Here is a 22,567-nt window from a genome sequence, read left to right on the forward strand (position 1 = left end):
GGCCACAGGGTTGACTGGTGCCATGCCTCTTACCGGTGAATATGCCCCCAGTTCCAGCAAGCGCGCCCGCGAACAGGCCGAGCTGATCGAAAGTTCCGGCGGCACCGAGGGCACCACCCTCGGCGGACGCCCAGTCGTCCTGCTGACCACTGTCGGCGCCAAGTCCGGAAAACTCCGCAAGACCCCGCTGATGCGGGTGGAGCACAACGGTGACTACGCCGTCGTCGCATCCCTCGGCGGTGCGCCCAAGCACCCCGTCTGGTACTTCAACATCCTGGCCAATCCGCACGTCGAGCTGCAGGACGGGCCGCAGAAGTGGGACATGCGTGCCCGCGAAATCACCGGCGAAGAGAAGGCCGCCTGGTGGGAGCGTGCCGTGGCGGCGTATCCCCCGTACGCCGATTACCAGGCCAACACCGACCGGGAGATCCCGGTGTTTGTCCTGGAGCGGATGGACTAGCCCTTCATCAACGAAACCGCGTTCTAACGCAAACGACGACGGCGGCGCCCCCGGGCTCCGCCGTCGTCAATGTTTTGAGGCAGGAAGCTCACGGAACCAGGACGACGTTGCCGCACACCCGGCCGGACTCCAGCCGCCGCATGGCCTCGGCGACGTCGGCCAGCCGATACCGGCCGTCAACGCGCGGCACCACCTCACCTGCCTCGATCATGGCCGAAATGCGCTCGAGGTCCTTACCGTTCTCCCGGCACATCAGCCCGGTCAGCCGGCGGTTGCCGAATAGTGACAGGAACGCACCGCCACCCTGCCGTTCAAAGATGCTTCCGGTCAGCCTGTTGCCTCCCTCCCCGCCGGCAAGCACGGCCGTGCCGCCGGGCGCCAGAGCGCGGCGCAGTCGGGCCGGAGACGGGTTGCCGCCGACGTCGATAATCGCGTCGAACCGCGGTCCGGCAGCGGCGAAGTCCTCCCGCGTGTAGTCAATGGTCACCGCCGCCCCCAGCGAACGGACGAACTCCGCCTTGCCGGCACTGCACGCTCCGGTGACCTCGGCCCCGGCCGCCCTGGCCATCTGCACTGCGAAACTGCCGACGCCGCCGGCGGCTCCCAGCACCAGGACCTTCATCCCCGGGGCTACCTTGGCGGCGTCCAGGGCCTGCAGCGCAGTCAGCCCTGACAGCGGAACCACTGCCGCCTGTTCGAAGTCCAGACCGGCGGGCTTGAGGGCCAGCTTCTCCTCGGGTGCAGCAGAAAAACCGGCAAAGGTGCCCCGGCCGATTCCATACACCTCATCCCCAACACGGAAACGGGTGACGTTGGCTCCGACGGCGGCCACGGTGCCGGCGAGGTTGTGACCCATCACCGGCTGACGGGGCCGGCGCAGCCCGACCGCGGCGCGGAGCAGATACGGTTTGCCCGTCATCATGTGCCAGGCGGCGCGGGCCAGCCCGGCGGCGTGTACCTGCACGAGCACTTCTGCATCCCCCAACTGAGGAAGTGGATGCTCGGCCAGGCGCAGGACCTCCGGGCCGCCGTAACCGGTTTGAAGCACTGCAGGCGTTGAAGCCGGCAGACCGGCAGATGACGAAGCGGGCGGCGAAACGGCCGATGACGGACTCGCTGGCGACGCCGTTGGGGCTGCCACAAAAGCTGCTGGAGTGACAGGCGGAGTTGGCAGAGCGAACGGTGGAGCGTTGTCGGAAGTGCGTGACGTGCGGGACATGGCGGGTCGGTCCTTTCGCGGAAGTTCCTACTGGAACACATCAGCCTTACTTTGTAAGTGGGACGGTACCTTACAACGTAAGGCAGCGGTAGAGTTGCCCGCAATGACTTCCGCCAACGCTTCCGCGTACCCCCGCCAGCCACTGACCCGCGAGCGGGTGCTCCAGGCTGCCGCCCGCATTGCCGACGACGGCGGGCTCGGCTCCCTGACCATGCGCGCCCTGGCCTCGGATCTTTCGGTGCAGCCGATGTCGATCTACCATCACGTGGCCAACAAGGAAGAGATTCTGGACGGGCTCGTCGACCTGGTCTTTTCCGAGGTGGAGATTCCCTCCGAAGCCGCTGAGGGATGGCGTGCAGCCATGGAGACCCGCGCCCACGGCATGCGGGCCGCGCTGTCCCGCCACCCGTGGGCGGTGGGCCTGATGGAAACGCGCACGACGCCGGGCGCCGCCAACCTGCGCCACCACGACGCGACACTTGGCGTACTGCGCCGGGCGGGCTTTTCGCTGGACGCGGCCGGTCATGCCTATGCCCTGCTGGACAGCTACATCTACGGTTTCGCGCTGCAGGAGGCCGGGCTGCCGGTTGGCGTGCCCGACGCGGATCCACAGATTGTGCAGGCCATGGCCCGCTCCATCCCGGCCGGCGAGCTGCCCTACCTGGCGGAGATGGCGACGGACCGCGCCACACAGCCGGACTACAGGTTTGGCGCCGAATTCGGGGTGGGACTTCGCATCATCCTCGACGGCCTGACCGGCCTGCTAACGCAATAAACCCTCGGATTATTGAACCGAGTTTAAATGTGACGGCATGGGTGTCATGATGCGGCCGTCATTGGGAGGAGCAAGTTCACTTCCGTGGTTTCCGCTTGACCCCGGGCAGGGCTGCTACCCTCAGCGGAAATGAGAAAAGTATTTGAGGTCCAGACTCCCACCAGCTTCCCCTTGAGCAGAAGGTGCCGGAACCTGGGGCTTACTCTGGCGGTTTTCGCTGTCCCTGCCCTGGCCGTGGCGGTTGCCCTGATCCTCTGGGCCGTCGTGTTGCTCCTGGATGAAAACAGCGTCATCGGGCTTCCCCAAGCCGTGACAGAACGGTGGAACCCGGTTGCCTTGGGTGCTCTGGCCGCCTTGGCTGCATCCACGATTCCACTTGCCATGGTGTATTCGGCGTGGGCTGCAGCGGGCCGGCGGGATCTGCACCTCGCGGCCGGCAGCACGGGAGCCGACCCGAACAGGCCCAGCGACCGGCAAATGAGGTGGTTTCTCAAGGACGCACATCCCTGGGAAGCAGCAGCCACGGCGGTCCTGTGCTGGGCGTCCCTGAGCACGCTGGCCGGCGGTGTTGCGGCAGCCGCCATCTACTTCAGCCGGGATCCGGAGGACCTGTCCCTGGGCCATTTTATGCTCGGGCTGGCGGTGGTTTCCGCGGTACTGGTCTTTGTCTTCCTCCGCATTCTCCGCCGGCTGATGGCGCTGGCCACGGAGAGCGCGGCGGTCCGCGACCAGCGCTGGCCGCTGCCGGAGGGTTCAGACCTGCGACAGTCTCTCGCCAGGTCGGGCAGCAATGGCGGCCTGGGTGTCGACTTCGCCTAGGTGAAACGCCGAATTCCCGGGGGCCTGCCGAAAGGGTGGATGGTGATCATGGGGCAAAGCTACACGTTCGGCCCGGGGCCTCCGCTAGGCGCGTTGTTTCTCCAATCTGCGGGCTATGGACGCCGGCGCGGGCACAGAGTTGACTGGTTCCTATGCCTCTTACCGGTGAATATGCCCCCAGTTCCAGCAAGTTCTCCCGCGCCCAGGTGGCACTGATCGAAAAATCCGGCGGCAGGATGGGCACCAGCCTCCGCGGCCGGCCGGTCGTCCTGCTGACCACGGTCGGTGCGAAGTCGGGCAAGCTGCGCAAGACGCCGCTGATGCGGGTCGAGCATGACGGCGACTACGCCGTCGTCGCCTCCCTGGGCGGTGCACCGAAGAACCCGGTCTGGTACTACAACGTCAAGGCCAACCCGCATGTGGAGCTGCAGGACGGCCCGCAGAAATGGGACATGCGTGCCCGCGAGGTCACCGGCGAGGAAAGGGCGCTCTGGTGGGACCGGGCAATGCAGGCCTACCCGCCGTACGCGGACTACCAGAAGCGGACGGAGCGGCAGATCCCGGTGTTTGTGCTGGAACGGATGGACTAGCCCTTAACAAACGCAAACGACGACAGCGGGCGCCCTGGGGCTCCGCCGTCGTCGTTGTTCTGCTGCCGTTTTGGAATTTCCCTGCCATTGTGGGTTTCTGCTGCCGTTGCGCAGTGGCAGCAGAAACCCAAAACGGTCGAATTAACCCAAAGCGGAGGAGGAATCGGCAACAGTCAGGTCCTCGTCGCGGGATTGGCGGCTGGAACCACCGTCTGATTCGGGAGTCCCTTCAACAGGAGCCAGACTCCTTCCCAGCCCGATTGGTTCTGCAGACAATGGAGGAATTTCCACACGAGCACACCGCAGCCGCGCAACATCCGGCCAGATTGTTGAACAATCCGACGTGATCGCGCACACTATAGGGACACCAACTCCCATCAGAGGTACGGAGGCCAGCATGCCGGTCATTGATCTGAACAGCGACGTCGGAGAATCCTTCGGCAACTGGAAGATGGGCGACGACGCCGCCATCTTCGAATCAGTTTCCAGCGCCAACGTGGCCTGCGGTTTCCACGCCGGGGACCCGTCCACCATCGCCCAAACCTGCCGCGACGCCGTCGCCGCCGGAGTCACCATCGGCGCACACGTGGCGTACCGGGACCTGGCTGGTTTTGGCCGCCGGTTCCTGGACTGCTCCTACACCGAACTGCACGACGACGTCCTCTATCAGCTGGGCGCACTGCAGGCCATGGCCCGGGCCGCGGGCGCCGAGATCAAATACGTGAAGCCGCACGGCGCCCTGTACAACACGATCGTTCATCACGAGGTTCACGCGCAGGCTGTCATCGACGCCATCCGCGCCTTCGATAAGGACCTGCCCGTCCTGCTGCTGCCCGGCGCCGTCGCGCTGGACAAAGCCGCCGACGCCGGCCTGCGCGGTGTTGCCGAAGCCTTCGCTGACCGCAACTACAACCCCGACGGCACCCTGGTTTCACGGCGCGAGCCCAACGCCGTCCTGCACGACGCCGACCAGGTCACCGCCAACATGGTCCGCCTCGCCACCGAGGGAACCATCACCGCCGTGGACGGCACCGAAATTGCCATGAACGCTGCCTCGATCTGCGTCCACGGTGACACCCCCGGCGCCGTCGCCATGGCCCGCGCCGTGCGCAGCGGGCTGGAAAACGCCGGCGTCACCATCCAGAGCTTCGTATGAGTTCATCCCAGGTCACCGGCATCCGGCCCGCCGGCACCCGGGCACTGCTGGTGGAACTCGAGACATTGGCCGACGTCACCGCCCTGCATGCCCAGCTCAAGGCGCATCCGCTGCCGGGACAGATCGATGTCCTCGCAGCGGCCGGCACCGTTCTGGTCCGTTTCATCGGCCGGCGGGAAACCGTCGACGCCGTGGCCCGGATTCAGGCCCTGGACCTCGCCCACGCTGAAGCACCGGAAGCACGCACGGTCACCATCGACACCGTGTATGACGGCGCCGACCTCGCCGAGGTGGCCCGCCTCACCGGCCTCTCGGAGGAGGCGGTCATTAAGGCGCATACCGGCAGTTCCTGGCTGGGCGGCTTTGGCGGGTTCGCTCCCGGTTTCACCTACCTGACCGGCGGGGATCCCGTCCTCAACGTGCCGCGCCGGGACAGCCCCCGCACCGCTGTGCCGGCCGGCTCCGTGGCGCTGGCGGGCGAGTATTCAGCGGTGTACCCGCGGGAATCCCCCGGGGGCTGGCAGCTGATCGGCCGCACCAACGCCGTCATGTGGGACCTCAAGCGCGAAGATCCTGCGCTGATCCGCCCCGGTGACACCGTCATCTTCCATCCCGTCCGCGAGCTGGTCACGACGACGGCGGCTGAAGCGGCTTCACCGTCCGCCGAGGCCAGCTCCCCCACCTCGCTTGAGGTCAAAACCCCGGGCCTGCAGTCCCTGATCCAGGACTTGGGACGCCCCGGCTATGCGGACCTGGGCGTTTCCGCGGCCGGCGCCGCCGATACCCGCTCCGCCCGGCAGGCCAACCGGCTGGTCGGCAACCCCGCTGAGGCGGCGGTGATCGAGAACCTCTTCGGCGGCCTCGAGCTGACCGCGCAGGGGGACACGGTTCTGGCGCTGGCGGGAGCCGAGGTGCCCGCCGCCGTCGTATCCCCCGATGGCGGGCGCGACCGCCCGGCGCCCCTGAACGCTCCGTTCGCGCTGCTCGACGGCGAGAGCCTCACCCTGGGTTCGCCCTTCCGCGGGGTCCGCGCCTACGTGGCCGTCCGCGGCGGTTTTGCCGTTGAACCTGTTCTCGGCAGCCGCAGCACTGATTCGATGAGCCGTATTGGACCGGCCCCGCTGGAAGCCGGAACCCGGCTGCCGGTGGGCAGCATCAGCAGCACCGCTCCGGTCGGCTCCCCCGAGCCCGGTACTCTGGGCGACGGCGGCCGGCCGGGAACACTGGGCGACGGCGCCGACCCCACCCTGCTGCGCATCACCGCCGGCCCGCGGCAGGACTGGTTTGGCCCCGACGCCGTCACGACCCTGACCGGCCACACCTGGCGCACCACCAATGAATCCAACCGGATCGGCGTCCGGCTGGCCACCGATGACCAGGACCCGGAAGCCCATCCGCTGGAACGCGTCCGCGACGGCGAACTGCCCAGCGAAGGCGTGGTTGCGGGCTCGCTGCAGGTTCCGCCGTCGGGCCTTCCGGTCCTGTTCCTCGCCGACCATCCGGTGACCGGCGGTTACCCGGTGATTGCCGCCGTCGTGCCCGAGGACCTGCCGGTGGCCGCGCAGCTGCCGCCGGGCCACCCGGTCCGCTTCGTTTTTGTGAACCCCGATACCCTGGCGCCGCTTTCCCCCGCGGCGACCGCTGCACTGTTTCCGGAAGGAACCCCATGAAGAAGGTCCTGATCGCCAACCGCGGCGAAATAGCCGTGCGGGTGGCCCGTGCCTGCGCCGACGCCGGGATTGGCTCGGTGGCCGTGTACTCCGACCCGGACGCCGATGCCCTGCACGTGCGGCTGGCCGATGAAGCGCTGCCCCTGCACGGCTCCGCCTCCGCGGACACGTATTTGAACATCCCCAAGCTGATCGAGGCAGCCCAGAAGGCCGGCGCCGACGGCGTGCACCCCGGCTACGGGTTCCTGTCCGAAAACGCCGACTTCGCGCAGGCAGTGCTCGACGCCGGACTGACCTGGATCGGACCCACCCCGCAGGCCATCCGCGACCTGGGCAACAAAGTCACCGCCCGCGACATTGCCGTCCGCGCCGGAGCCCCGCTGGTGCCCGGAACCGAAGGCCCGGCCGAAAGCGCGGAACAGGTCCGTGCCTTCGCCGAAGAACACGGCCTGCCCGTGGCCATCAAGGCGGCCTTCGGCGGCGGCGGACGCGGCATGAAAATCGCCCGCCGGCTCGAGGACGTGGAGGACGCGTTCGAATCCGCCGTCCGTGAGGCCGTGTCCGCGTTCGGCCGCGGCGAATGCTTCGCCGAGCGGTTCCTGGACCGGCCCCGGCATGTGGAGGCGCAGGTGCTGGCGGACACGCACGGCAACGTCGTCGTCGTCGGCACCCGCGACTGCTCCCTGCAGCGCCGGAACCAGAAGCTGGTGGAGGAGGCCCCGGCACCGTTCCTGACCGATGAGCAGCGCGCCACCATTCATGCCTCAGCCAAGGCCATTTGCCGCGAGGCCGGATACACCGGCGCCGGCACGGTGGAATACCTGGTCTCCCCCGACGGGCTGATCAGCTTCCTGGAGGTCAACACCCGCCTGCAGGTGGAGCATCCGGTCACCGAGGAAACCACCGGCGTTGACCTGGTCCGCGAGCAGTTCCGCATCGCCGACGGGCTTCCGCTGTCCATTACCGAGGATCCGGTGCCGCACGGGCACGCGTTTGAGTTCCGGCTCAATGCCGAGGATCCGGCGCGCGGCTTCCTGCCCGGTCCCGGCCCGGTGGAGGCCTTCGAACCGCCCACCGGACCCGGCATCCGGATGGATTCGGGCGTCCGCTCCGGCTCCGTGGTGCCCGCCGAGTACGACTCGCTCATGGCCAAGCTGATTGTCTGGGGCGAGGACCGCCCGCAGGCACTGCGCCGGGCCCGGGCAGCCCTGGATGAGCTGGTGATCCGCGGGCTGCCGACGGTGCTGCCGTTCCACCGGGCCGTGGTCCGCTCCGAGGCATTCACCCGCGGCGATGAGCTGGGCGTGTACACCACCTGGATTGAGTCCGAGTTCGCCGAGCCGCTGGCCGCATCCCCCGAAATTGCTGCGTCGCTGCCGGGGGCCGAGCGCGAGACCATCACGATCGACGTCGACGGCCGCGCCGTTGCCCTGGGCGTGCCGGCTGCTCTGCTCAACGCGCTGCGGGCCGGCGGCGGAGCAGGTGCCGCGGCAACTGCGGCTGCCGCCGGGGGCGGGGACGATGGCTCGCTGGCCTCGCCGATGGCCGGGAACCTGGTGAAATGGCTGGCCGACGACGGCGCCGGGCTGGCTGAGGGCGATCCCGTCGCCGTGCTGGAGGCCATGAAAATGGAAACCACGGTCCGCGCCGACCGCGCCGGCACCTTCACCCGTGCCGATCTGGAATCAGGGTCCCCGGTTGCCCGTGGGGACTCCCTGGGCCGGATCGGCTCCTAACCGTCCGGAGTACCGGCCGTTCCCCCCTCCGGCCGGTGCTCCGGATCTCTCAACCTGCCCGGTCCGTTCCGTTCCGCCCGCTAGATTAGGGAGATGCTTGTGAACCTGGGGGATATCACCACCGAACGCTCCGACCACGCCAACACCACTGTGTGGGTGGCCGATGTGCTGCGCCGCAGGATTGCCGCCGGTGAGCTGCCGCCGGGCACCAAGCTCTCGGAGCAGCAGCTGGCCGCGTCCATGCAGGTTTCCCGCAACACCCTGCGGGAGGCGTTCACCATGCTCAGCATCGAATCCGTCGTCACCCGCTTTCCCAACCGCGGCGTGTTTGTGGCGGCGCCGGACGCGGACGCGGTTCGGGAAATCTACCGCGTCCGCCGGATGCTGGAGCCGGCCGCCCTGCTGTGGGGACCGGCTCTGGATCTGGAGCGCCTTGACGCCGTGGTGGCCGGGGCCCGGGAGGCCAAGGCCCGCGGGGATGTGCCGGAAATGGCCGCCGCCAATCAGGCGTTCCACGAAGCGCTGATGGCCATGTCAGGCAGCCGGCAGCTGCAGCAGATGATGGAGCGGGTGCTGGCCGAAATGCGGCTGGTTTTCCATGCCATGAGCGGCGAACCTGATTTCCATACCCGATATGTGGAGGAAAACGCCGGCCTGGTGGAGCTGCTCCGTGCCGGCCGCCGGCCCGAGGCCGCCGAGGCCCTCCGCGGTTACCTCGACGCCGCGGAGGCTGAGCTCCTGGCACACCTGGGCGCGTAGGGGCCGGGCGCTTCAGACCAGATAGGCGCTGTCCCGGGCGTCGGTGATCAGCATGTGCCCGGGCGCGTGCCCGATGGCGAGCGACGGCCGGGACTCCATCACCGCGGCCTGCGGCGTGACGCCGCAGGCCCAAAACACCGGCACGTGGCCCTCCGGGATATCCACGGGATCACCAAAGTCGGGCCGGGAGAGGTCGCTGATCCCCAGTTCCGCCGGGTTGCCGACATGCACGGGCGCCCCGTGCACGGCTGGATAGCGCGCGGTGATGCGGACGGCGTCGGCCACCTGGGACGCCGGCACCGGACGCATCGACACCACCAGCGGTCCGCTGATCTCTCCGGCGGGCTCACAGCGGATTGAGGTGCTGTACATGGGCACGTTGGTGCCCTGGTCAATGTGCGCAACCCGGACGCCGCCCTCCTGCAGGGCAGCTTCAAAGGTGAAACTGCAGCCCACAATGAACGTCACCAGGTCATCGCGCCAGTACTCGGTGATGTCCGTCGGGTTGGCCACCAGCTCGCCGTCGACGTAGACCGTGTAGCGCGGCAGATCGGTGCGGATGTCACCGCCGGCCAGCAGCGGCCCGGAGGTTTCACCGGCGTCGAGAACCCCAAGGATCGGGCAGGACTTGGGATTGCGCTGGGCGAAGAGCAGGACGTCGAAGGCCTGTTCCCTGGGCACAATGATCAGGTTCGCCTGGGCGTAGCCGGCGGACCAGCCCGCCGTGGGTGTTACGAGACCGGCACGAAAAAGCGCGCGGGCTTCGGCCGGGGATACGGCGGCGGTGTCGAGTGCCTCCGCCGGGGAAGTGTGGAGTTCGCCGTTCATGGTGTTTGGGTCCTTTCCTAGAAAAAGTCAGCAGCCGGTTACAGGCCGGCTACTGCCACAGGGCGGCCAGGCCGGACAGGGACTTCCAGCCCAGGAACAGGGTCAGCAGCCAGGCCAGCACGCCAATGCCCAGCAGCCACTTCGGGTAGGCGTACCCCTGCAGCAGGTCCCGGCGGCGCCAGGCGGCGTACAGCAGGATGCCGAAGCCGAGCGGCAGGATGAGGCCGTTGAAGGCGCCGGCAAACACCAGCAGGGTCTGCGGGGCCTGCCCGAGCAGCAGGTAGGCAGCAGCGCAGAAGGCGATGAAAAGCACGGTGATCAGGCTGCGTTTGCGGTCACTGGTCGCCGTCGTGGTGATGAAGGAGACCGAGGTGTAGGCGGCTCCGATAACCGAGGTCAGGGCGGCGGCCCAAAACACGATGCCGAACATGCGCAGGCCAATTTCACCCGCGGCGGCAAAGAATGCGTCGGCCGCCATGTTGTCCCCGCTCAGTGCCACGCCGCTGGACACCACGCCCAGGATGGCCAGGAACAGCAGCACGCGCATGACGCCGGTAACGATGATGCCCAACAGCGAGACTTTGGTGATGTCCTTGACGTGGCCGGGGCCGGTGCTGCCGGAGTCGAGCAGCCGGTGTGCTCCGGCATAGGTGATGTAGCCGCCCACTGTTCCGCCAATGAGGGTGGTGATGGTCAGGAAATCCACCTTGGCCGGCAGAACGGTGTTTTTCAGGGCCTCGCCCACCGGCGGTGCCGCCACGATGGCCACGTAAAGCATCAGCAGGATCATGACGGCGCCGAGCAGCACCACAATCCGGTCCAGGGCCAGTCCGGCCTTCTTGGACAGGAACACGAGGATCGCCACTGCTGCGGAAATGATGCCGCCGATTTTTGGATCCAGGCCAAACATGGCATTCATGCCGAGCCCGGTGCCGGCAATGTTGCCAATGTTGAAGACCAGCCCGCCAACGAACACCAGCCCGGCCAGCACCCAGCCCGCTCCGGGAAGAACCTTGTTGCCCAGCACCTGGGCCCGCAGCCCGGAGATGCCGATGATCCGCCAGACGTTCAGCTGCACGGCGATGTCCACCAGGATCGAGACCAGGATCGCGAAGGCGAACGCCGCGCCGAGCTGGACGGTGAAGACGGTGGTCTGGGTAATGAACCCCGGGCCGATGGCGCTGGTGGCCATCAGGAACATCGCACCCAGCAGTGCGGTGCGCTTGGCGGTGGGTCCGGCCTTCATCTGCTGGGATTTGGCCGCTTTCGGAGGGGCTGTCATGGGGTTCCGATCGCTTGAAGAATGTGGTCACGGCCACAGGGACTTCCAGCAGTCTAAAGGTTGTTCAACAATCTTTTCGGCATTGTGTTGAACAATCCGCGGAATTTTACTTGTTGGTAACAGCAGTCCGGCGTCCTCCTAGGACCACAGGTCGGCCAGACCGGCGAGGGAATTCCAGCCCAGGTACAGCGTCAGAAGCCAGGCCAGCACTCCGACGACCAGCAGCCATTTGGGATAGTTGTAGCCGGCCAGCAGGTCCCGGCGCCGCCACGCCGCCCACAACAGGACGGCGAATCCCAGCGGCAGGATCAACCCGTTGAAGGCGCCGGCGAAAACGAGCAGGGTCTGCGGCGTCTGGCCCACCAGCAGGTATGCGGCGGTGCAGACGGCGATGAACGCGACCGTCAGTAAATTACGGGTGCGGGCGCGGGTGGTCAGGTTCGTAATGAAGGAAACCGAGGTGTAGGAAGCACCAATAACCGAGGTCAGCGCGGCGGCCCAGAAGATGATCCCGAACAGTCGAATGCCCACTTCACCGGCAGCGATGCCAAACGCCTCAGCGGCCAGGTTTCCGCTGGTCAGTACCGCGCCGCCGGCCACGACCCCCAGGATTGCCAGGAACAGCAGGACCCGCATGATCCCGGTGACGATGACGCCCAGCAGGGAGGCCCGGGTGATGGAGCCGAGATTTTCGACGCCGGAGTTCCCGGCGTCCACCATGCGGTGCGCACCGGCATAGGTGATGTAGCCGCCAACGGTGCCGCCGATCAGGGTGGTGATGGCCAGAAAATCCACCTGATCCGGCAGCACCGTGTTTTTCAGGGCGCTGCCAACGGGCGGATTTGCCACGATGGCGACGTATAGCATGAGCAGGATCATCAGGGCTCCGAGGAACACCACCACCCGGTCCAGGGCCAGCCCCGCACGCTTGGACAGGAAAATGAGGATGGCCAGGGCTGCGGAGATGGCGCTGCCGATCTTCGGGTCCAGTCCGAGCATGGCGTTCAGCCCCAGCCCGGTGCCGGCCACGTTGCCGACGTTGAAGACCAGCCCGCCGACAAACACCAGTACCGCCAGTACCCAGCCGATGCCGGGAAGCACCTTGTTACCCAGTACCTGGGCCCGCAATCCGGAGATGCCGATGATGCGCCAGACGTTCAGCTGCACCGCCATGTCCACCAGGATGGACACCAGGATGGCGAAGGCAAACGCCGCGCCCAGGTTTACGGTGAAAACGGCGGTCTGGGTGATGAAGCCAGGACCGATGGCGCTGGTGGCCATCAGGAACATGGCACCAAGAATGGCGGAGCGCCTGGCATCGGGTTTCCGCTTGGGCCTCCCGTTCCGCCGCCTGCCCGGCTGGGGATCGCCGGAAGGAGATTCGGGCCGGACCGGTTCAGCTTCCCCGGGGGATGTTCCGTCGCGCATGTGTTCCTCCGATGCGTGGGAGGTTCTCCAGTGACGCCGCCAGTGTATGACCCGGCCGTGCCCGCGTGAAGAAGGTGACCGGTGCTGTTGGAGAATCACCTCATGTCCCGACCATCACCAGGGCCAGCGCATCGTCCTCCCGGCCGGCGGTCACGAGCGCGGTGAAGTACATGCTGAAGCTCTCCTGCGCCAAATAGCTGTTGAGCCCGTGGCCGGCGACCGGTTTAAAAGTCCTGCCGGCGGCGGTGACCTCATCCGAGCTGAAAATCCTGGCACCCCAGGATTTCTCCACCGGGCTGATCCGGGCGGCGCCGGGGTCGAGCGTTAGCACGGCAACGATTTTGCTGACCGCTGTCCCCACCTCCGCGAGGCGGTCCTCGGACGCCAGCGTGACGTAGACATCCCCCGCACCGTCGGTGGCCAAATCCACGTTGAGGTCCCGGGCTGAACCCGGCTGCACTCCGGCGGAAGCAAGCAGCACCGCCGAGGTGACGCGGTACTGGGTCTGTTCCAGGGCCAGGGCGGCCATGGTGGTCCCGTAGGAATGAGCCACCACGTGGACATCCGGAGGCGGCGCCTCACCAACGGTCCGGGCCACATACAGGCCGTCCAGTGCCGCGGCCAGGGCCGGAGCCCCTTTTTCCGCGCTGGCCATGCCGCCCACGGTGGCTTCGGTGGGCGTTTCGTACCCCAGGTAGGCCACCACCGCCGTCGATTCACCGTGGGCGCCGGACCGCCGCTGTTCCCGGCCGAGGGACTGCGCGCTGCCCACGAGTGAAGGTGCGCTCTTTGCCGAGGTGTTCATGCCCGGCACCAGGAAGGAAACGTTGGCGGCAGTGTCCAGCCCTTCCCCGACGCTGATGGCGGCCAGAGGCACATTGGCACCCGGGTCGAAGGACATCAACTGCCGGGGTTCCGGCCCCGGGGAGTCCAGCGCCGCGAGCAGCGCGGTCATCGCCCGCCGGCGCTCGGACTGGCGGAACCGTTCGAGCTGTCCTGCGGCGTCGGTTGCCGCCGCGGTGCCTGCAGCAGCACCCGCCACCCGGTCCAGGTCCCGGTGGACTGCGGCCAGCACCCTGCGGTTGGCGGAGTCCCGGACCGTATAAGGGGCTCCCTCCAGGTTTCCGACCAGTGCGGGAAGTGCCGCTGCCAGGGCCGCCTGCTGGGGTCCGTTCAGCTTCGCCCAGAAGTTGGCTTCCTCATGCGGGCTCATGCCGGCCATAAACAGCTGGGCATCCGGCCTCCGGCCCAGCTCGTGCAGGAGCTCCGGGCCCAGCAGGGACAGCTGCGCGTACAGTGCCCTTATGTCTTCGGGCGCGGCGTCCCGGGCCGCCGCTTTGAAAAAAGCCTCGTCCAGGTCCCGTCGCAGGGCCGACGACAGATCCAGGCGGCTGGACGGGAACGTGGCCACCACGTCCGGAGCGGAGCGGGAAATCCGGGTCAAGGCGCCCAGACAGTCGCGCTGCGCCTGTTCGAAGTGCTCCACCAGTGCCCGTGCTTTGGCCCGGAGCGGTTCCGCGACGGCTGCCCGCAGTGCGTCTCCAACCTGCAGGGGCGCATCTTGCCTCCGCAGCTCCTGCAGTGCACCGTCCAAGTGCAGGCACGCCGCTTCGATCTCGGCTTCCAGGGACCGCCGCTGGGCCTCAATGCTGATCAGGTCGCTGCCGAACCGGTCAAGGGCGGCACGGAACACGCTGTTGCTCGCCACGTACTCCCGGGTCTGGGCCAGCGGAGCGTCGAAGGCCCGCAGAACCAGATCCTGTTCGGGCGCGCAGTACATGCCGCCCAGTCCCCGCCACTTGGCGCTGGCCGAAGTGACCGCATCTTCAAGGGACTGTGCACCAGCAAGAATTTCCCGCGCCAGGAACTGGATCGGTTCGCCGCCGGGCAGGATTCTCAGCCCCGTCAAATCGATCTGGAGGGGCCGGGTCATTCCACTGGCCTCATGCTGAGGGCTCCGCCGTAGCGTGGCGGGCGGTGGTTTGTGGGCACCGACGCCGCAAGGCGCTGGACGTTGCGGACCATCTGTTCGTCACCGTGGAGGTACTCGGCGACGGCGCCGGCAACTCCCTCAACCGCGTTGTTGCACCGGGTCATGATGGCCGTGATGTCCCGGCCCAGCACGTCGCGGCAGATGACCCCGGCCGCCTCCGCGATCTCGGTGCAGGCACCCAGTGTCTCCGGCATCCTGCGCTCCTGTGCGGCCAGAAGCGTCCGGGTATTTTCCAGCTCGTCGAGATCCCGCCGGGTGTCGCGCAGCAGGGCCTGCACCGGCGCCACCTGAATATCCATCTCCATGTGTTCCTCCTTGATTTCGAGGAACGTTACGGGGGCCCGGGGAGAGTGCGGAGCAACGGAGGACCACCTGTGGAAGGCTTCGGGATCCCATCAGCGCCGGTTCCGCAGGTGGAGGAAATGCGGCGTCGTCAGCTGTCAGCGGCGTCCGGAACGTTCCGCCCGTAGGTCGGCTCGGCGAATCCGCCAACGGGTCCGGGAACCATAATCCGGCGCTTTCGAGGCGCGAACCGCGTCCGGGCAGTTCCCACCGCCTGCCGCACTCCCACCCGCACGGCCGGACCGTGCCCTGGCAGCAGCAGTGAAGCATCCAGTTTCCCTAGCTGGGCCAGCGAGCGCCGGGCGCCGCCGTCGTCGGTATGGAACATGGGATCAAGCATCTGGGGACCATGCCGGCGGCTGATGGCGTGGCCGGTCACCAGCGCGTCGCCCGTGGCCACGGCATGGGCGGCCGGCAGGTAAAACGCGGTGTGGCCGGGCGTATGACCCGGGGTGGGAACCGCGACGGGCGAACCGGGCAGGGCAGCCAGTTCGACGTCGTTATTCCAGCTGGCTGCGGACAGCACGGCCACCCGTCCCGCCCCGCCGGCTGACAGCGCGTGCCAGGCCCAGTACAGGACGGACGGCTGCCAGCTCCGGCTCAGGATGTGCGCCACGGACACCTGTTCCCGCTCCTCCCCCAGCAGATAGCGGTGTTCCTCCGGGCTGCACAGGACCGGGGTCTGGTAGGCCGCGGCAAAGTGGCCTGCCGTTCCGGCATGGTCAACGTGTGCGTGGGTTATCAGGACCGCCGCTGCCTTGGCCGGATCCAGCCCCGCGTCCCGGATCGATTCCAGGACCAGCGGCAGATCCCCGGGGTAGCCGCCGTCGATCAGGGTGAAAGCGTCCCCACTGCGCAGGATGATCCAGTTCGACGCCGGCCCTTCCGTGAAAAAGACATCCGGGGCCGGTTCCGTCAGCGTGTATGTCCGAGCGGACTTCGCGGGCTTCCGTGCAGCTTTCATGCCCCACCTCCTCTACAGAGGTATAGCTCCAAGCCAGTCCGGCCGCAATGGACCCGCCTAGTCGCCGGAGGACTCGTAGAAGTCCCAGGCAGTGATTGTTTCGGGCACGGGCAGCGCATGCCCGGTGCGCGGGATGACCGCCTGCAGCGAGCTGAGCTTCGCGCCCGGACGGCCGCGGTGCGCCAGGACCATCGAGCCGAGCATGAACATGTCGGCAACCGGTGCCTGGACCGCCACCGCCTGGACCACAAACGGCCCTCCCAGGGCGTCGAAGACTGCGGTGACCAGGTCTCCGTGCTCAACGCCGCTGAGCAGGACCTCAAGAAATTCACGGTCCGGGTTCTGGCCGGTGAGGGTGCTGACGAAGGCCGCGTCCTCATCCTGCAGGAGGGCCAGGGATTGGATGTCGCGTTCGGGCTTTCCGTTGTTTTCGATGCTGCGGTGGCCGAGCATCCGAACCCCGAGCACCGGGGACTTGAAGGCTGTTCCGGCCACCCGGAACACCCCATAGTGGTCGCTCTTGAAGGTTGCGGCGGCCAGATCCGCCGGCCCCAGCTGCGCCAGGATCTCCGCCATTCCCTTGACGTCCCGGCGTTTGGGCAGCACCGGCGGAGTGACCGCCAGGGACAGCGGCTCATAGGCTGTGGGCTGCAGCAGTGCCGCGGCGGCTGCAGCCGAGGCCGCAGCGGGATCCGCGTCCAGCAGCTGCCAGAAGGCCGCTTCCCCGATAATGTCCACGCTCTGGCCTTTGGCCCGCAGGTCCTGCGCCTTCTGGACCGAGCGGCTGACGACGGCGCCTGGCCGCAGCATGTCAGCGTTCCAGTCCCCCACCACCAGCAGGGTGGTGGCGCGGGTGGGAGCGTGGTTGTTCAGTGCACCGCCGTGTTCCAGCACCAGCTGCTGCAGGACCGGGCGTTCCACGGAGAAGTCGCCGGTGAAGGAGACCATGTGTCCGCTCATCTTCACGGAGACCGGGGCCACCGGTTCGCTCAGGTCCAGGGTGGGCCGCGGGGCAAACCGGGCCCACGGTGTGGCCGGTCCCGCTGCAGCAGCCCCTGTGACCGCTGCCCCCGCCGGCACCAGCCCCGCCGGCACCGCAGCCGACGATCCCCCGCACAGCTTCAGGACGGCGTCGATGTCCGCCAGCCCTTCCCGTTCGGCAATGGCGATGGTGATGTTGGCGCAGGCCTCGGCGTCGGCCAGGCCGTCGTGGTGCTGGAAGGCCCCAAAGCCCAGGGCAGCGTGAACGGTGGGCAGTTTGTGGTTCTCCAGCACCAGCAGTTTTTGAGCCAGCTTTACCGAGCAGCCGTAGGTGAAGGACCGCACCGCAATGCCTGCGGTCTCACTGGTCTTGGCGAACACGCCAACATCGAAGATTGCATTGTGGGCGAGGAGCACGTCGTCATCGATGAAGGCCGCGATCTCCGGATGAACCTGCGCCCACGTGGGTGCTCCCGCGACCATCGCCTCGGTGATGCCGTGGACCTCCACGTTGCGGGGCCAGAAGCCTCCGCCGTCGGTGGGCCGCAGGAGCCAGCTTCCCCGCTCCACAATCCGGCCGCTCCGGACCTTCACCATCCCCAGTGCACAGGCCGATGCCCGCGATCCGTTGGCTGTTTCAAAGTCGATCGCGGTGAAGTTCAATGTCATGTTGTGTGTATTCCTAGGGATGTGACCGAACGCAGCTCGGCGTTGCTAAACCGCGAGTGGCGGCCCTCCACTCTACCGGGACGGGAATGCAGGCCCCGCGGCTGCAGTTGTGCCGGCATGAGCCTTTCCGACAGCACTCCCGAAGCCCTGCCGCCCGTCCGCCAGCTGCGCCTGGTCATAGCCGCTGAGGATTATGAGGCGGCACTGGCCTTTTACCGGGACACCCTGGGCATGCCCGAACAGGAAGCGTACTCGGGCGGCGACGGGGCCGAAGTCACCATTCTGGACGCTGGCCGGGCCACCCTGGAGATTTCCAATCCGGCGCAGGTCCGCATGATTGACCGGGTCGAGGCGGACGGGCAGCCAAGCCTGAAGCTGCGGGTGGCCCTTGAGGTGGGCGACGCCCGGCTGGCCACCCGCGCAGCGGTCGACGGCGGCGCGGAGCTGGTGGCCAATCCCCGGGAAACTCCGTGGCGCTCGCTAAACTCCCGACTCAACGGTCCTGAAGGAGTGCAGCTGACCCTGTTCGAGGAACTGGACGAATGATGGGGAGCGCTGCCGGACGCCGCGCTGCGCCCGAAGGCACCAGTCCCCCGGCCCGCCCGTTTTGTAAGCTTGAGAAGTGCCCGTCCCCTCCGCCGCTTCGATGACCTCAGGAGCCGGCCGCTTCGCCCCGAGCCCAACGGGAGACCTACACGTCGGCAACCTCCGCACGGCCATTCTGGCGTGGCTTTTTGCGCGCTCCACGGGCAGGCGCTTCCTGCTGCGGGTTGAGGATCTGGACCCGGAGCGCTCCCGGCCGGAGACGGGGCAGCTGCTTGACCTCACCGCCGTCGGGCTCACCTGGGACGCGGCGCCCGTGCGGCAGTCCGAGCGCACCAGCCTTTATCTGGAGGCCATTGGCCGGCTGGCCGCCGATGGCCTGGTGTACGAGTGTTTCTGCACGCGCAGCGAAATCGCCGATGCGCCCCGCGCTCCGCACGCCCCGCCCGGTGCGTATCCCGGCACCTGCCGCAACCTGAGCGAAGACGATCGTGCCCGACGGCGGAAGCTGCGTCCCGCTGCGCTGCGGCTGCGCAGCGGGGTTGCGGAGTTCACGGTGACCGACCTGCTGCACGGCGCTTACACAGGACCCGTGGATGACCTGGTGCTGCTGCGCAATGACGGCGTGCCGCCCTATAACCTGGCGGTGGTTGTTGATGATGCCGCGCAGGGCATCGATCAAGTGGTGCGGGGCGGTGACCTGCTGGCCTCGGCTCCGCGGCAGGCATATTTGGCGTCACTCCTTGACCTGCCGCCGGTGGAATACGTGCATGTTCCCCTGGTCCTGAATCCGCGGGGACAGCGGCTGGCCAAGCGCGACGGCGCCATCACCCTCGCAGCCCTCGCCGGCGCCGGGATGGAAACGGCGGGCGTGCGGGACCTGATCCTGGACTCCCTCGGGTTGCCGGCCGGGCCGCTCGACGACGCGCTGACGGCCTTTTCCGTGGCGCAGCTGCCCCGGGAGCCATGGGTCTTTGAGGCGCCGTTTCCCGCTAAGCCCGGCCCAGGTGTATTCCCAGCGCCAGGATGAACGCCGCCAGCCCGATGATCCCCACGATCGCCGCGTCGCGGCGGTGGTGCAGCCAGAGCCAGGACGGGCGCTTGGTGAAGAAGGCATAGAGTCCGGTCAACAGCAGGATCAGCCCGGCCATACCCACATACCCGGGCAGCCCGGACGCAACGCCCTGGGCAATGACCAACAGCAGCATGATGAGACCGAAAATGAAGCTGCCCCAACGAAAGGCGGGCTCACCGCGCGGGTGTGAGCGGGAAACGGAACTGGTCATCGTGATCCCAACCGGAGCCGGCGGCCGCGCGGGCCAGGGCTCCTGGACTAAGCGCAAAGCGTGCTCCCTCCATTCTCCGGGCCGCCGCCAGGAGAAGGGAATACCGCACCCCGGCCGCGCCGCTTGAACGGGCCAAGCAGCACCTCGAAAAAACTTCACCGGGCACCCTTGACCCCACCGGGCCAGGCGCGTACTTTCGTAATCAACCGCAAGGTTGAACAACCAGCACCTTGATTACGACGAAGAGCTGACCGACCGCATGAAATCCACCGGCGACGACCCCCTTCTGGACAAGGCCTTCCTGGCCCTGGCCGATCCGGCCCGCCGCCAGATCATTGCCCGGCTGTCCCGGGGTCCTGCAACGGTCAACGAATTGGCGGAACCCTTCGAGATGTCCAAGCAGGCCGTTTCGAAGCACATTCAGGTCCTCGAGCAGGCGCAGCTTGTCACGAGAAGCCGTGACGCCCAGCGGCGTCCGGTTCACCTGAACCCCGCACGGTTGGAGGCGCTCACCGCATGGATCGGCCAGTACCGGCTGGTCCGCGAGGAGCAGTTCCGCGGCCTTGATGCCGTGCTTCGCAGCCAGGCCGCCCCCGGCGGCCGCCAGGCAAAGGATCCATCATGACCAACACTCTGGAGCTCAACGTCCCCGACGGACTTCCCTTCATCAATTTTTCCCGCGAGCTGGACTATCCGGTTCCCCAGGTCTTCCGCGCTTACCAGGACCCGGATCTCATTGTTCAGTGGCTCGGTCCGCGGGGCATGAAGATGGAAATCGAACATTATGATTTCCGCACCGGCGGTTCCTACTGCTACATCCACACCGGCCCGGACGGTGTGCCGTACACGTTCAGCGGTATCTTCCACACGGTCCGGGAGAACGAATTCGCCGTCCAGACCTTCGAGTTCTCCGGTTATCCCGACGTCGTGAGCATTGAGTTCATGACGATGGAGGCGCTCGACGACGGCCGCACCCGGATCAGCGCGCATTCCGTCTACCCCTCCATGGAGGCCCGCGACGGCATGGCCGCGTCCGGCATGGAAGGCGGTGTGGCCGAGGGCTTCGACCGGCTCGACGAGCTGCTCGCCCAGCTGCAGGAAGGCGCGCTGCAGGGAGAAGGTGCGCCATGAGCAATCCGTTGACCGTCAATGCGCCCGAGGGCATACCCTTCGTGGAGTATGAGCGCGAATTCGATTTCCCGGTGCACGAGGTCTTCCGGGCGCACGTTGATCCGGAGCTCTACTCCCAATGGATCGGTCCACGGGGGCTGAGTACCCGCATCGATGTGTTCGAGCCGCGTCCGGGCGGCGCCTACCGCTTTGTGCAGGCAGGGGACGACGGCGCGGAGTACGCCTTCCGCGGCGTTTTCCACTCGGTCCGCGAGGACGAATTCATGCTGCAGACGTTCGAGTACGAGGGCTACCCGGACGCCGTGACGCTCGAATACGCTACGTTCAGCGAATTGCCCGGCGGCAGGAGCAAACTGGCCGGCCGTTCAGTGTTTCCCACACTGGAAGCCCGGGACGGTTTCGCTGCCGAAGGCATGGAAACCGGGATGTCCGAGGGCTATGACCAGCTCGACGAGGTCCTGGACCGGAGCCGGGCCGAGACCTAACCGCGAAGGAAGAAGGGTAGGAGCACTCATGGACTGGACCTTGGAGGTGGTGGTCCTGCCGGTCAGCGATCTGGACCGGGCCGTCGCCTTTTACCGCGACCAAGTGGGGTTCACTTTGGATCACCGCACGGTCAACGGAGACATGGATTTCGCTCAGCTGACACCGCCGGGATCGGGTTGTTCCATCGTGATCGGGAATCTGCCGTCCCAGCAGCAGATGGAGCCCGGGTCGATGAGCGGTTTGCAGCTGGTGGTGTCCGACGCGCGGGCGGCCCGGGATGAACTGGTCGGCCGCGGCGTGGACGCCAGCGAGTTGACTGTCATTGATCCGCGCGACGGCGGAACGTTTTTCGGTTTCTCGGATCCGGACGGCAACAGCTGGGCCGTGCAGGAAATGAAGGTCCGGGCAGAACAACCGCTGATTCCGCGCAGTGGCTCAGCGCCCTGAGGGACGGACTGACTGGCGGGGCGGACGGACGGGGTGGGCGACGGGGCTGTCCTAGTCCCCCAGCGTCCGGCTCGTTAGGGAATCCATCGTGCAGATAACGGGTCTTCCCGGCATCTCTCGTGCAGATCAAGGGCTTAAACACGCCAAAACAGCCGTTTTGATCCCGTCATCTGCACAAAGGAATTATCGAAGGCCCCTTATCTGCACGAGAGATCGGGGACGGACCGTCCTGACCCCCTTATCTGCACGAGAGATCGGGGACGGACCGTCCTGACCCCCTTATCTGCACGAGAGATCGGGGACGGACCGCTGTGGCCCCGTTATCTGCACAATAGATCGGGGACGGACCTCTTTGACCCCGTTATCTGCACGAGAGATCGCAGCCGAACCGGCACAACACCCGGCCCTCTGCCTATAGCGTGCGCACGACCCGCGCCGGCGAGCCGACCACCACCGAGTTCGCCGGCACATCCTTTGTGACCACGGCTGCCGCCGCGATCACTGCGTTCTCGCCGACCGTTACGCCGGGCAGCACAGTGGCATTGGATCCGATCCACACGTTCCGGCCGATGACGATGGGCGCCGGATGCATGTCGGTGCGGCGGCCGGGATCAAGGTCATGGTTGAGCGTGGCCAGGACGGTGTTGTGGCCAATGAGGCAGTCATCCCCAATGACCACGCCGCCCTGGTCCTGGAACTTGCATCCGGCGTTGATGAACACCCGCTTGCCGATGGTGGTGTTCTTTCCGAAGTCCGAGGAAAACGGTGGAAAGACGGTCACGGTTTCGTCGATGTCCCTGCCGGTTAGGGCGGCCAGGAGTTCCCGGACCCGCGCCGGTTCCTGGTAGCCGCTGTTCAGCTCGCCGGTGATCCGCAGTGCCTCCTGGCTAACCTGGTGCATGGCCGCGTGCAGCGGGGAGCCCCCGGTGATGGTCTCGCCGGCGTTCAGCGCCGCGAGCAGGTCCTCGAGATCCATGGGTGTCCTTCCGATCAGAGCTGTCCT

At 67.1% G+C, this 22,567-nt stretch carries 24 protein-coding genes; 14 read left to right on the forward strand and 10 right to left on the reverse strand.

The genetic code is table 11. The features are described 5' to 3' along the window. The first annotated feature begins 22 nt into the window (after positions 1 to 22). The gene (locus AAE021_RS12510) at positions 23 to 460 is read left to right on the forward strand and encodes a nitroreductase family deazaflavin-dependent oxidoreductase (RefSeq protein ID WP_342022666.1); all 438 of its coding nucleotides are present in this window, start codon (positions 23 to 25) and stop codon (positions 458 to 460) included. A gap of 88 nt (positions 461 to 548) precedes the next feature. On the opposite strand, the gene AAE021_RS12515 is transcribed toward AAE021_RS12510, so the two are convergent. After that, positions 549 to 1,508 carry an NAD(P)-dependent alcohol dehydrogenase gene (locus AAE021_RS12515; RefSeq protein ID WP_342022667.1) on the reverse strand — a complete coding sequence of 320 codons (960 nt, stop codon included), beginning with the start codon at positions 1,506 to 1,508 and terminating at the stop codon, positions 549 to 551. Between the two features lie 274 nt (positions 1,509 to 1,782). On the opposite strand from AAE021_RS12515, the gene AAE021_RS12520 reads away from it, so the two are divergent. The 7 genes from AAE021_RS12520 to AAE021_RS12550 all read left to right on the forward strand — a co-directional run bounded on the left by AAE021_RS12520 (position 1,783) and on the right by AAE021_RS12550 (position 9,184). Next, entirely contained in the window at positions 1,783 to 2,454 is a 672-nt protein-coding gene (locus AAE021_RS12520; protein ID WP_342022668.1) for a TetR/AcrR family transcriptional regulator, read from the forward strand. A gap of 129 nt (positions 2,455 to 2,583) precedes the next feature. After that, complete coding sequence (locus AAE021_RS12525; RefSeq protein ID WP_342022669.1) at positions 2,584 to 3,273, forward strand: hypothetical protein; 690 nt, start codon at positions 2,584 to 2,586, stop codon at positions 3,271 to 3,273. A 152-nt stretch (positions 3,274 to 3,425) separates the two neighbouring features. Next, entirely contained in the window at positions 3,426 to 3,863 is a 438-nt protein-coding gene (locus tag AAE021_RS12530; protein WP_342022670.1) for a nitroreductase family deazaflavin-dependent oxidoreductase, read from the forward strand. Between the two features lie 397 nt (positions 3,864 to 4,260). Further along, the gene (locus AAE021_RS12535) at positions 4,261 to 5,019 is read left to right on the forward strand and encodes a 5-oxoprolinase subunit PxpA (protein ID WP_342022671.1); all 759 of its coding nucleotides are present in this window, start codon (positions 4,261 to 4,263) and stop codon (positions 5,017 to 5,019) included. Then, positions 5,016 to 6,689 (forward strand): carboxyltransferase domain-containing protein, encoded by a 1,674-nt coding sequence (locus AAE021_RS12540; RefSeq protein WP_342022672.1) that lies wholly within the window; start codon positions 5,016 to 5,018, stop codon positions 6,687 to 6,689. Before AAE021_RS12535 ends, AAE021_RS12540 begins: the two co-directional genes overlap by 4 nt. After that, positions 6,686 to 8,425 carry an acetyl/propionyl/methylcrotonyl-CoA carboxylase subunit alpha gene (locus AAE021_RS12545; RefSeq protein WP_342022674.1) on the forward strand — a complete coding sequence of 580 codons (1,740 nt, stop codon included), beginning with the start codon at positions 6,686 to 6,688 and terminating at the stop codon, positions 8,423 to 8,425. Before AAE021_RS12540 ends, AAE021_RS12545 begins: the two co-directional genes overlap by 4 nt. Before the next feature lie 93 nt (positions 8,426 to 8,518). Then, a complete protein-coding gene (locus tag AAE021_RS12550) occupies positions 8,519 to 9,184 on the forward strand; it encodes a GntR family transcriptional regulator (RefSeq protein WP_342022676.1) in 666 nt (221 codons plus the stop codon). 12 nt (positions 9,185 to 9,196) lie between these two features. Here the strand turns inward: AAE021_RS12550 and AAE021_RS12555 are convergent, their stop codons facing one another. The 7 genes from AAE021_RS12555 to AAE021_RS12585 all read right to left on the reverse strand — a co-directional run bounded on the left by AAE021_RS12555 (position 9,197) and on the right by AAE021_RS12585 (position 17,671). Further along, entirely contained in the window at positions 9,197 to 10,012 is an 816-nt protein-coding gene (locus AAE021_RS12555) for a putative hydro-lyase (protein WP_342022677.1), read from the reverse strand. A gap of 49 nt (positions 10,013 to 10,061) precedes the next feature. Next, positions 10,062 to 11,294, reverse strand: a complete 1,233-nt coding sequence (locus AAE021_RS12560; protein ID WP_342022678.1) for an NRAMP family divalent metal transporter — start codon at positions 11,292 to 11,294, stop codon at positions 10,062 to 10,064. 138 nt (positions 11,295 to 11,432) lie between these two features. After that, on the reverse strand, positions 11,433 to 12,722 hold the full coding sequence (locus tag AAE021_RS12565; RefSeq protein WP_342022679.1) for an NRAMP family divalent metal transporter: 1,290 nt from the start codon (positions 12,720 to 12,722) through the stop codon (positions 11,433 to 11,435). Between the two features lie 100 nt (positions 12,723 to 12,822). Then, on the reverse strand, positions 12,823 to 14,655 hold the full coding sequence (locus AAE021_RS12570) for an alpha/beta hydrolase (protein WP_342022680.1): 1,833 nt from the start codon (positions 14,653 to 14,655) through the stop codon (positions 12,823 to 12,825). Then, positions 14,652 to 15,020: a DUF6507 family protein gene (locus AAE021_RS12575; RefSeq protein WP_342022681.1), complete on the reverse strand. Its 369-nt coding sequence runs from the start codon at positions 15,018 to 15,020 to the stop codon at positions 14,652 to 14,654. The genes AAE021_RS12570 and AAE021_RS12575 overlap by 4 nt, the downstream gene beginning before the upstream one ends. A gap of 128 nt (positions 15,021 to 15,148) precedes the next feature. Further along, complete coding sequence (locus AAE021_RS12580; RefSeq protein WP_342022682.1) at positions 15,149 to 16,021, reverse strand: MBL fold metallo-hydrolase; 873 nt, start codon at positions 16,019 to 16,021, stop codon at positions 15,149 to 15,151. A 57-nt stretch (positions 16,022 to 16,078) separates the two neighbouring features. Continuing rightward, on the reverse strand, positions 16,079 to 17,671 hold the full coding sequence (locus AAE021_RS12585) for an exonuclease domain-containing protein (RefSeq protein WP_342022683.1): 1,593 nt from the start codon (positions 17,669 to 17,671) through the stop codon (positions 16,079 to 16,081). A 117-nt stretch (positions 17,672 to 17,788) separates the two neighbouring features. Between AAE021_RS12585 and AAE021_RS12590 the strand changes: the two genes are divergently transcribed. Together AAE021_RS12590 and gluQRS are read left to right on the forward strand one after the other, a co-directional pair. Then, positions 17,789 to 18,217: a VOC family protein gene (locus tag AAE021_RS12590; protein ID WP_342022684.1), complete on the forward strand. Its 429-nt coding sequence runs from the start codon at positions 17,789 to 17,791 to the stop codon at positions 18,215 to 18,217. A gap of 100 nt (positions 18,218 to 18,317) precedes the next feature. Next, positions 18,318 to 19,244: a tRNA glutamyl-Q(34) synthetase GluQRS gene (gene gluQRS / locus AAE021_RS12595; RefSeq protein ID WP_342025404.1), complete on the forward strand. Its 927-nt coding sequence runs from the start codon at positions 18,318 to 18,320 to the stop codon at positions 19,242 to 19,244. Here the strand turns inward: gluQRS and AAE021_RS12600 are convergent. Next, entirely contained in the window at positions 19,207 to 19,500 is a 294-nt protein-coding gene (locus AAE021_RS12600) for a hypothetical protein (protein WP_342022685.1), read from the reverse strand. The two genes, gluQRS and AAE021_RS12600, sit on opposite strands and share 38 nt — an antisense overlap. A gap of 259 nt (positions 19,501 to 19,759) precedes the next feature. Between AAE021_RS12600 and AAE021_RS12605 the strand changes: the two genes are divergently transcribed. The 4 genes from AAE021_RS12605 to AAE021_RS12620 are packed head-to-tail and all read left to right on the forward strand — an operon-like array spanning position 19,760 to position 21,564. After that, positions 19,760 to 20,125, forward strand: coding sequence for a metalloregulator ArsR/SmtB family transcription factor (locus AAE021_RS12605; protein ID WP_342025405.1), 366 nt, complete (start codon positions 19,760 to 19,762; stop codon positions 20,123 to 20,125). Further along, positions 20,122 to 20,631, forward strand: coding sequence for an SRPBCC family protein (locus tag AAE021_RS12610; protein ID WP_342022686.1), 510 nt, complete (start codon positions 20,122 to 20,124; stop codon positions 20,629 to 20,631). The genes AAE021_RS12605 and AAE021_RS12610 overlap by 4 nt, the downstream gene beginning before the upstream one ends. Further along, positions 20,628 to 21,116, forward strand: coding sequence for an SRPBCC family protein (locus tag AAE021_RS12615; protein WP_342022687.1), 489 nt, complete (start codon positions 20,628 to 20,630; stop codon positions 21,114 to 21,116). Before AAE021_RS12610 ends, AAE021_RS12615 begins: the two co-directional genes overlap by 4 nt. A 28-nt stretch (positions 21,117 to 21,144) precedes the next feature. Beyond that, the gene (locus tag AAE021_RS12620) at positions 21,145 to 21,564 is read left to right on the forward strand and encodes a VOC family protein (protein WP_342022689.1); all 420 of its coding nucleotides are present in this window, start codon (positions 21,145 to 21,147) and stop codon (positions 21,562 to 21,564) included. A 412-nt stretch (positions 21,565 to 21,976) separates the two neighbouring features. On the opposite strand, the gene AAE021_RS12625 is transcribed toward AAE021_RS12620, so the two are convergent. Further along, on the reverse strand, positions 21,977 to 22,540 hold the full coding sequence (locus AAE021_RS12625) for a DapH/DapD/GlmU-related protein (RefSeq protein ID WP_342022691.1): 564 nt from the start codon (positions 22,538 to 22,540) through the stop codon (positions 21,977 to 21,979). Positions 22,541 to 22,567: the final 27 nt, after the last annotated feature.

It is taken from the genome of Arthrobacter citreus (genome assembly GCF_038405225.1).
GTDB classification, from domain to species: Bacteria; Actinomycetota; Actinomycetes; order Actinomycetales; family Micrococcaceae; genus Arthrobacter_B; species Arthrobacter_B citreus_A.

What these genes read in the sequence shown, in the direction of transcription:
- AAE021_RS12580 (WP_342022682.1), bottom strand. Translation starts at nt 16,021, where the DNA reads ATGAAAGCTGCACGGAAGCCCGCGAAGTCCGCTCGGACATACACGCTG.
- gluQRS (WP_342025404.1), top strand. Translation starts at nt 18,318, where the DNA reads ATGACCTCAGGAGCCGGCCGCTTCGCCCCGAGCCCAACGGGAGACCTA.
- AAE021_RS12620 (WP_342022689.1), top strand. Translation starts at nt 21,145, where the DNA reads ATGGACTGGACCTTGGAGGTGGTGGTCCTGCCGGTCAGCGATCTGGAC.
- AAE021_RS12520 (WP_342022668.1), top strand. Translation starts at nt 1,783, where the DNA reads ATGACTTCCGCCAACGCTTCCGCGTACCCCCGCCAGCCACTGACCCGC.
- AAE021_RS12575 (WP_342022681.1), bottom strand. Translation starts at nt 15,020, where the DNA reads ATGGAGATGGATATTCAGGTGGCGCCGGTGCAGGCCCTGCTGCGCGAC.
- AAE021_RS12600 (WP_342022685.1), bottom strand. Translation starts at nt 19,500, where the DNA reads ATGACCAGTTCCGTTTCCCGCTCACACCCGCGCGGTGAGCCCGCCTTT.
- AAE021_RS12560 (WP_342022678.1), bottom strand. Translation starts at nt 11,294, where the DNA reads ATGACAGCCCCTCCGAAAGCGGCCAAATCCCAGCAGATGAAGGCCGGA.
- AAE021_RS12530 (WP_342022670.1), top strand. Translation starts at nt 3,426, where the DNA reads ATGCCTCTTACCGGTGAATATGCCCCCAGTTCCAGCAAGTTCTCCCGC.
- AAE021_RS12590 (WP_342022684.1), top strand. Translation starts at nt 17,789, where the DNA reads ATGAGCCTTTCCGACAGCACTCCCGAAGCCCTGCCGCCCGTCCGCCAG.
- AAE021_RS12625 (WP_342022691.1), bottom strand. Translation starts at nt 22,540, where the DNA reads ATGGATCTCGAGGACCTGCTCGCGGCGCTGAACGCCGGCGAGACCATC.
- AAE021_RS12535 (WP_342022671.1), top strand. Translation starts at nt 4,261, where the DNA reads ATGCCGGTCATTGATCTGAACAGCGACGTCGGAGAATCCTTCGGCAAC.
- AAE021_RS12610 (WP_342022686.1), top strand. Translation starts at nt 20,122, where the DNA reads ATGACCAACACTCTGGAGCTCAACGTCCCCGACGGACTTCCCTTCATC.
- AAE021_RS12545 (WP_342022674.1), top strand. Translation starts at nt 6,686, where the DNA reads ATGAAGAAGGTCCTGATCGCCAACCGCGGCGAAATAGCCGTGCGGGTG.
- AAE021_RS12570 (WP_342022680.1), bottom strand. Translation starts at nt 14,655, where the DNA reads ATGACCCGGCCCCTCCAGATCGATTTGACGGGGCTGAGAATCCTGCCC.
- AAE021_RS12585 (WP_342022683.1), bottom strand. Translation starts at nt 17,671, where the DNA reads ATGACATTGAACTTCACCGCGATCGACTTTGAAACAGCCAACGGATCG.
- AAE021_RS12540 (WP_342022672.1), top strand. Translation starts at nt 5,016, where the DNA reads ATGAGTTCATCCCAGGTCACCGGCATCCGGCCCGCCGGCACCCGGGCA.
- AAE021_RS12565 (WP_342022679.1), bottom strand. Translation starts at nt 12,722, where the DNA reads ATGCGCGACGGAACATCCCCCGGGGAAGCTGAACCGGTCCGGCCCGAA.
- AAE021_RS12605 (WP_342025405.1), top strand. Translation starts at nt 19,760, where the DNA reads ATGAAATCCACCGGCGACGACCCCCTTCTGGACAAGGCCTTCCTGGCC.
- AAE021_RS12615 (WP_342022687.1), top strand. Translation starts at nt 20,628, where the DNA reads ATGAGCAATCCGTTGACCGTCAATGCGCCCGAGGGCATACCCTTCGTG.
- AAE021_RS12555 (WP_342022677.1), bottom strand. Translation starts at nt 10,012, where the DNA reads ATGAACGGCGAACTCCACACTTCCCCGGCGGAGGCACTCGACACCGCC.
- AAE021_RS12550 (WP_342022676.1), top strand. Translation starts at nt 8,519, where the DNA reads ATGCTTGTGAACCTGGGGGATATCACCACCGAACGCTCCGACCACGCC.
- AAE021_RS12510 (WP_342022666.1), top strand. Translation starts at nt 23, where the DNA reads ATGCCTCTTACCGGTGAATATGCCCCCAGTTCCAGCAAGCGCGCCCGC.
- AAE021_RS12525 (WP_342022669.1), top strand. Translation starts at nt 2,584, where the DNA reads ATGAGAAAAGTATTTGAGGTCCAGACTCCCACCAGCTTCCCCTTGAGC.